The following is a 6,342-nucleotide window of genomic DNA, read 5'->3' as shown; positions in this document are numbered from 1 at the left end:
TCGAGGGCATAAAGCGGACCCTCAAGCCGGGCGGCATGCTGATGCTGCACGGCTATCGCCCCGAGCAGATCACCTACGGCACCGGCGGGCCGCCCCACGCGGAAAACATGTACACCGAGGAAATGCTGCGAGAAGGGTTTGGCGACATGCGGATCCTGCACCTCGCTGCCTACGACTGCGAGATCGAGGAAGGGAAGGGGCATGCCGGGATGTCGGCGCTGATTGATCTCGTTGCGGTGAAGCGCTGACTCGCGGGCGTGTTTCTAACCGATGTTCCAGATGCGTATAGCCAAGCGGTAAAAGCGGCCGTTCATTTATACCGCAGCGAACGGCCCCTTCGTCCGGCACTGCGGTTGTTCGTGCCAGGCGAGCGAAGGTCCGCAATCGCTATGCCGGATGAGCTCGACGCGCAGGCTTTCCAGTTTTGAGCACCGCGTTCAGGATGACGGCGAGCTTTCGCATGATTGCGGTGATGACCACTTTAGCGGGCCTGCCACGCTCTTTCAGGCGGTGCGCGAAAGCTTGCATCGCTGGATCGAGGCGGAGGGCCGTCAATGCCGCCATATAGAGGCTCGACCTGACCTCACGCCTCCCCCCTGAAATGCGACGTCGTCCTTTCAGCGTCCTTGAATCCTGAGCATGGGGCGCAAGACCAACAATCGAAGCGGCCTCTCCTTTGGTCAGCGACCCCAACTCTGGAAGATAAGCCAGGCAGGCCGCTGCCGTCTTTGGCCCCACGCCGATCACAGACGTCAGCAGGCCCGACTTCTGGCGGAACTCCGGCGTTGCGGCGACCAATGCGGCGATCTGAGTATCAAGCTCCTTGATCTCGTTGCTCATGGCCCGAACATGACGCTTCAGAGATCGTTCCACATGCTTGATCTGCGGATGCTCCAACCTGTTCTGCTCGATGCGGATCATCTGTGCCAGATCATCGCGCCGCCGCCGCAAGCCACGCAGCTCGGCCGTTTCTGGGGCGGGTGGCTGCCATAGCCGAAGATCGACCGATTTGGCGGCGAATAGCGCGAGCATTCGCGCGTCCACCGCGTCTGTCTTGGCAGAGAGGCCCAAGAATTTCGCGAAATTCCGTGTCCGCGTGCCATGCGCACGATGAGCTGGAAGCCCCACCTCGACGGCGCAATTCAGAACATGTCGCTCATATCCACCTGATGCCTCGCAGATCACGAAAGGGTTGCTGCCTTTCGTTTTTGCTTTGAGCAAGCGTCTGACCGCAGGCGCGGTGTTTGGGATGGTGACCTGCTGGTCGTCGGGCAGGCTGTGGACGGTCAGGCTCGCTTTAGAAACCTCAAACGCGATGATGTTCGTGCGATGTCCTTCGTGGAAGTTGCTGCTCATATGCTTGTCATGATCCTTGATTACGCACGGCCGCGAAGGCACTTCTACCGTTCGGATGGCCTGACAGATGTGACGGGAGGCAAGATATTTTGCGACCGCACGTCGGGTCATTCCTCGGGGAGGCCCGCCCGTCACCAGTTCCTGGGATGGCCGTCCCAGAAACCGACTGCCTCTACTTTTCCAGTGTGGAAAGCGGAGACAATGACTCACGCATAATCCTCGGGGTGAGCCGCATATGCGGCGAGGGGCAGACAGCCCCTTTTCTTTCTGCTTGTCGGTTACCGTATTGTGGATAGCGTTTTGCGGGTTCTGATGTGCCTGCCGGAAAACTCCTTTCTGCGCCTCCCCCTCCTTCGTCCGGGAACCGTGCCCTAATCTCGGCCGCTGCGCGCCCTCGATCCGAGCCATTCAGGGCGATGCGACCGGCTGCGGCTTCTGCGGTCTGTCTCGTCCCGAGCCAGATCCTCGCGCGCCGGTCCTGGTCGCCCTGCCCTGCCCGTCTCGGCCCATTCGGGTGACGGTCACTGGCGCGGGCGCCAATGGCGATCGCATCGCCCTGCAACTAATGCCGATCAGGATCTGGTAGCCCGCGCCTATGCGCGGGCTGCCGTCGGCCGGAGGATTCGTCCGGAGGCCGAACGCCCCGGCTTTGCCTGGGCCACGTCACGCTGGCGCGCGCCGCGTCCTGGATTGAGGGCCTGTTCCGGCCCTCTTTCCAAAGGGTGGGTCCTCGCCATGCTCGCTTCCTCCACCTTCGCCTGCGGCTTCGGTTCCGTGCAGCTGCGCGTGGCTCCGGTCCCGGCTGCGCCGCCTTTGGAAATTCACCGGCCCGGTTCGCCACCTGGCAAGGCTTCAGGAGAGGGCGCGCTGCGCGCTTCTCGCCTGAAACCTTCGCCCATTATGGGCACCCCGACCGAGGCAAAAGACCAAGGCGGGATCGTCGCGAAAAAAGGAGGCCACAAATGGCAACTTTCGATCTTTACCAGACCATCACCGACCAGATCATCCGCAGCATTGAGGCAGGTACGCCCGCATGGCGCAAACCATGGACCGGAGAAGCGGGCGGCGCACCTTTTCCGCGCCGCGCCAATGGCGAATATTATCGCGGCATCAATGTGCTGATGCTCTGGCTGGCCGCCGAGGAAAACGGCTATCGCAGCGCCTATTGGTTCACCTATCGCCAAGCGCAGGAGGCAGGCGGGCAGGTCCGCAAGGGCGAGAAATCATCAACCGTTGTGAAATATGGCACGGTTGATCGCAAGGACGAGGACACCGGCGCAGACAAGCGCGTTCCATATCTGAAAGCCTATCGTGTTTTCAACGCCGAGCAGATCGACGGATTGCCGGCGGATTTTCAGGCGAAGCCTGCCGATCCTGCCCGCGACCTTGGCACCGAAGCCGATGCCGAGCTTGACGCATTCTTTGCCGGGACGGGTGCCGATATTCGCCACAGTGACGAGCCACGCGCCTATTACGTCCCCGGCGAGGATTACATCCACATGCCGCCCGTGGCGACCTTTCACAGCGCAGGCGGGTACTATGCCACCCTCGCCCATGAGGCAACGCATTGGACGGGCCACAAGTCGCGGCTTGATCGCTTTGGCCGTTTCACTGACCGGAAGGCCGTTGCGTTCGAGGAGTTGGTGGCCGAGGTCGGAAATTGCATGGTTTGCGCGAGCCTTGGGCTGACACCCGATTTCGACCAGTCGGCGGCCTATCTGAAAAGCTGGCTGCGGGCATTGGCCGACGACAAGCGCCTGATCTTCAAAGCGGCATCGGAAGCACAGAAGGCCGCCGATTGGTTGCTGAAAGCCGCGTCAACTGATGAGGCCGACGCCACCGAAGACAGGGCCGCCGCGTGAGCGGCCCATCGGAGGTAATGCCATGTTCTATGAATTGCGCGACCATCCCGACGATCTGCCAATCCGCTGCGAAACGCTGGCCGAGGCCAAGCGCCGCGCACGCATCCGCGTTGAGAGATTCGGATTTTCGGTCCTGATCTATGAGGTCAGTCCCTTCACTGGCGAAAAGCTGTTGGAGGAAATCGGCTGACACGGATCGCCGCCATCGAAACCGCGCCTTTTGGCGCGGCCCTTTCCCGCAATCATTCAAAACCGGAGCCAAAGCATGGCCCACGAACAGCAATCCGTCAGCATTCCAAACAAGATCCATGGCGACAGAACCGTCACCGCATATTGTACAGGCGGGCTCGGAACATATCGGCTGCATAAACGCTGGCATATCGTTCATATTGCGTCGGGCATGAATATCGGTGGCGGGCGCGGCGGAGACCGCCGAACCCGCAAGGGTGCCTTTGCTGTCATGGACGCGCTTCTGCAGGTGTCGATTGACTGGTCCAGATCTTACGAGGAAATAGGCAACGATCTTCAGGTCAACCACACAGCGATCATGATGGCCCTCGCGACCGCCCGCAACCTTTAATCCCTGTTGTAAGGATTAGCCTGCCGCCCCGAAGGGCGGCATTTTCATGGAAATCGGCGTCCGTGAAAGCGGGCGGCGGTTCGCCTTCGGCATCGCCAGGGTGGCCAGGTTAACGCCGGTCTCTGGCGGAAAGCCGACCGCCCTGCCCTGTTCAGGCCCGACCCGCCGTATCCATGTCGTTCAGCTCCAGAAGCACCGCAACGCGATCCTCGGGCGCCAGCTCCGCCAGCATCCTTTGGGCGAGCCGTGCAGTACCCTTCTGACCAAGCGGATATTTCGCCAACCGCCGACCAGCAGCGATGAAATAGGCGCGAAGCTCTTCGAAGGTCGCAAGCGCCGCCCAAGACGATGCCTCATCTTCGTCATCTTCGAATGCGACCAGCGGAGCGCCAACACGCCATTCCTCCAGGATCACACCCATTACCACAACAGCATCGGTTGAATCTGTGTCATAGATCGCCTTGACCAGCTGCTGCACCTTAATAAAACGCTCTGCGTTATTCATCCTGTCCATCCGTCAGCTATGGGCGCGGCCTTTCGCTTCGCCCGGAAAACCACAGGTTTTTCCGGGCGAAGCGGGAGGGCGAAGCCCTGCCCGCGGCCCTGGGGCTGACAGTCAAGGGGTCTGCAAGGCGGGGTGGTGCGGCCCGCAGCCGCCTGCGGCGAGGACACGGCCCGCCTGGAAGACGGCACCGAAGGCGACGCTTGCCCCTTGACGGGCAGAACCAGGGGTGCTGGCGGACAACTCATGAACATGAATAATCGTCGCGCCGGGGGTGAGCACGGGCTTGCCCGTGTCGATCCCCCGGCGCGTCACCTGATCATAGTGGGCCGCGCATCCGCGCGGACCTCACAAGCATCTATGGTTGAGGATTTGAGCTTACGGCTTCAATTTTTGACAGGCATTCCTTGCAGGGCCGGTCATTGCACCCCTGTATAGCGAGGGTGACATAGCGCTTATCCGCGTCATGAGTGCCTACTGCGGAGCACTTGGGCATGTGCTTGGAAGTGCCATTACTCACGATAATCTGCAGTTATCATGACGGTATTAAAATGGCGCCAGTCAGGGAGGTAGTGGAACATTATCGGGGTAATGGACGTGTGGGTGGTTATTGGCCCTTGCTGGTAAGCCAGGCGTCGAAATGCGGCAGAAATTGTGCCCGCACCCAACGTGACATCGGGGCCTCGATCCCGGTCATGGCCTCCGGATCGATCTCTTTCGCCAACCGTTCATAGGCAGCCTGGCTGATCATCATCGAGGTGTCAAACTGATGGCTGGCATCCGTCATGCGATCGCTGGGCATCTCGCTGTATTCGATACCGGCCTCGATCCTCTCGATCAGTTGCGGACGTAACTCGCCCATGGCCTTGCGAAACACCGCGCTTACCGGACAGCGGGCCTTTTCCGCCCAGGCTGTTGCCCGTTCGGCCAGGTCGGACGGGCAGCGGAATGTGGCGCGCAGCTTTACCTTCGGCCCCCTGCCCGCTTCGCCCGGCGCCTTCATGTCCTCAGTGGTTTTGCGAGCCTCTGCGGGTGCGGAACTTTCAGAGGCGGCATCTGGTTCAGACGCCGTGATCGGTGCGGAAATCGGCGGCTTCGCCGGCTTATCTTGCGGGCTGTCGGCTGGTTTCGGTCTCGGGGTTAATGCTGATTTCTTCGCGGATGGTTTCGGCGCGGGCTTCTCGGCCGGTTGCGGCGCAGCCACCGGCTTTGCCACATCGAGACGCGCCGCGAAACGGTCATCTCGCTTGAGAACCAACCCGCGTGCCTTGAGATTGGCCATTACGCATTCTCCTTGATGATCGTGTCGAACTGGTCGAGCAATTCGCCCATTTCGGTCAGGCCTGGTACGATTGATTGCACGAGGCTTCGGTTCGGGTGCTTGTCACGGATGACGCCCAGAAGCCCGGTGTCGTTCATGCGCTCGTAGCAGGCCCGGTCCAGCACGAAATCTTCCAGTGTCGGCAGCGTCTCGAACATGATCGCGATCTGCGTCTTCGCGGATTCGCTGATAGATTTGCCGACATGGCTTCCGACCACACGGAAAGGCGGCACATGATCGGGATCATCGACGCGGGTTTTCAGTTTTTCATGCCAGATGCCGGTTGAAGTGGTGTCGCGCACATCCTGCGATGACAGGCGGCAGGGCGAGACGATCAGATGCGCGGTCATCGCCATTTCGTCATGCGCTTCTGATCCACCGCCGAAAGTATCGATCAGGATCAGGTGATTCTCTTCCGGCCCTTCGTATAGCGCCTGAATGTCCTCAAGCACCTTCTCGGCGCTCAATGTGCCGATCACATTGATCCGGTCATGCCAATAGCCCTGGCTGCGCGCTTCGTTCATCCATTCAGCGATGCCCTGGTTGCTGTCAGTGTCGAAGATCGTCACACGCTCGCCTCGGTCGATGGCCACAGAAGCAAGACCGCGCACGAGCGTCGATTTTCCGCAGCCACCTTTCTTGTTCATGACTGCGATGATTCGTCTGCCTGTGCCCATGATGCGCTATCCGTTCTGCGTGATGCGGTGTCCTTGATGCGTAA

Annotated in this window: 7 protein-coding genes and 1 pseudogene; 4 read left to right on the top strand and 4 right to left on the bottom strand. The window is 60.6% G+C overall.

The features are described from left to right. Positions 1-248 (top strand): annotated as a pseudogene (locus tag FQV27_RS17720) (SAM-dependent methyltransferase); the annotation flags it as partial. Between the two features lie 139 nt (positions 249-387). On the opposite strand, the gene FQV27_RS17715 reads toward FQV27_RS17720, so the two are convergent. Further along, positions 388-1,356 (bottom strand): IS110 family RNA-guided transposase, encoded by a 969-nt coding sequence (locus FQV27_RS17715; RefSeq protein ID WP_186827366.1) that lies wholly within the window; start codon positions 1,354-1,356, stop codon positions 388-390. Positions 1,357-2,318: 962 nt separating this feature from the next. Between FQV27_RS17715 and FQV27_RS17710 the strand changes: the two genes are divergently transcribed. The 3 genes from FQV27_RS17710 to FQV27_RS17705 all read left to right on the top strand — a co-directional run bounded on the left by FQV27_RS17710 (position 2,319) and on the right by FQV27_RS17705 (position 3,798). Next, on the top strand, positions 2,319-3,218 hold the full coding sequence (locus FQV27_RS17710) for an ArdC family protein (protein ID WP_090525204.1): 900 nt from the start codon (positions 2,319-2,321) through the stop codon (positions 3,216-3,218). 22 nt (positions 3,219-3,240) lie between these two features. Beyond that, positions 3,241-3,408, top strand: a complete 168-nt coding sequence (locus FQV27_RS18950; protein WP_176805146.1) for a hypothetical protein — start codon at positions 3,241-3,243, stop codon at positions 3,406-3,408. A 75-nt stretch (positions 3,409-3,483) separates the two neighbouring features. After that, a complete protein-coding gene (locus FQV27_RS17705; protein ID WP_147101111.1) occupies positions 3,484-3,798 on the top strand; it encodes a hypothetical protein in 315 nt (104 codons plus the stop codon). A 151-nt stretch (positions 3,799-3,949) separates the two neighbouring features. Here FQV27_RS17705 and FQV27_RS17700 read toward each other — a convergent pair whose 3' ends face one another. From FQV27_RS17700 to FQV27_RS17690, 3 genes are all read right to left on the bottom strand, one after another. Continuing rightward, positions 3,950-4,303: a hypothetical protein gene (locus FQV27_RS17700; RefSeq protein WP_147101109.1), complete on the bottom strand. Its 354-nt coding sequence runs from the start codon at positions 4,301-4,303 to the stop codon at positions 3,950-3,952. Between the two features lie 604 nt (positions 4,304-4,907). Continuing rightward, the gene (locus FQV27_RS17695) at positions 4,908-5,504 is read right to left on the bottom strand and encodes a hypothetical protein (protein WP_186827365.1); all 597 of its coding nucleotides are present in this window, start codon (positions 5,502-5,504) and stop codon (positions 4,908-4,910) included. Between the two features lie 77 nt (positions 5,505-5,581). After that, on the bottom strand, positions 5,582-6,298 hold the full coding sequence (locus FQV27_RS17690) for a nucleotide-binding protein (protein WP_147101105.1): 717 nt from the start codon (positions 6,296-6,298) through the stop codon (positions 5,582-5,584). Between the last annotated feature and the right edge of the window lie 44 nt (positions 6,299-6,342).

It is taken from the genome of Paracoccus aurantiacus (genome assembly GCF_007993065.1).
Lineage (GTDB): Bacteria > Pseudomonadota > Alphaproteobacteria > Rhodobacterales > Rhodobacteraceae > Paracoccus > Paracoccus aurantiacus.
This window is presented reverse-complemented; position numbering and strand designations above follow the sequence as displayed.

Coding starts and splice junctions, on each gene's coding strand:
- FQV27_RS18950 (WP_176805146.1), top strand. CDS start 3,241: ATGTTCTATGAATTGCGCGACCATCCCGACGATCTGCCAATCCGCTGC.
- FQV27_RS17700 (WP_147101109.1), bottom strand. CDS start 4,303: ATGAATAACGCAGAGCGTTTTATTAAGGTGCAGCAGCTGGTCAAGGCG.
- FQV27_RS17705 (WP_147101111.1), top strand. CDS start 3,484: ATGGCCCACGAACAGCAATCCGTCAGCATTCCAAACAAGATCCATGGC.
- FQV27_RS17690 (WP_147101105.1), bottom strand. CDS start 6,298: ATGGGCACAGGCAGACGAATCATCGCAGTCATGAACAAGAAAGGTGGC.
- FQV27_RS17710 (WP_090525204.1), top strand. CDS start 2,319: ATGGCAACTTTCGATCTTTACCAGACCATCACCGACCAGATCATCCGC.
- FQV27_RS17715 (WP_186827366.1), bottom strand. CDS start 1,356: ATGAGCAGCAACTTCCACGAAGGACATCGCACGAACATCATCGCGTTT.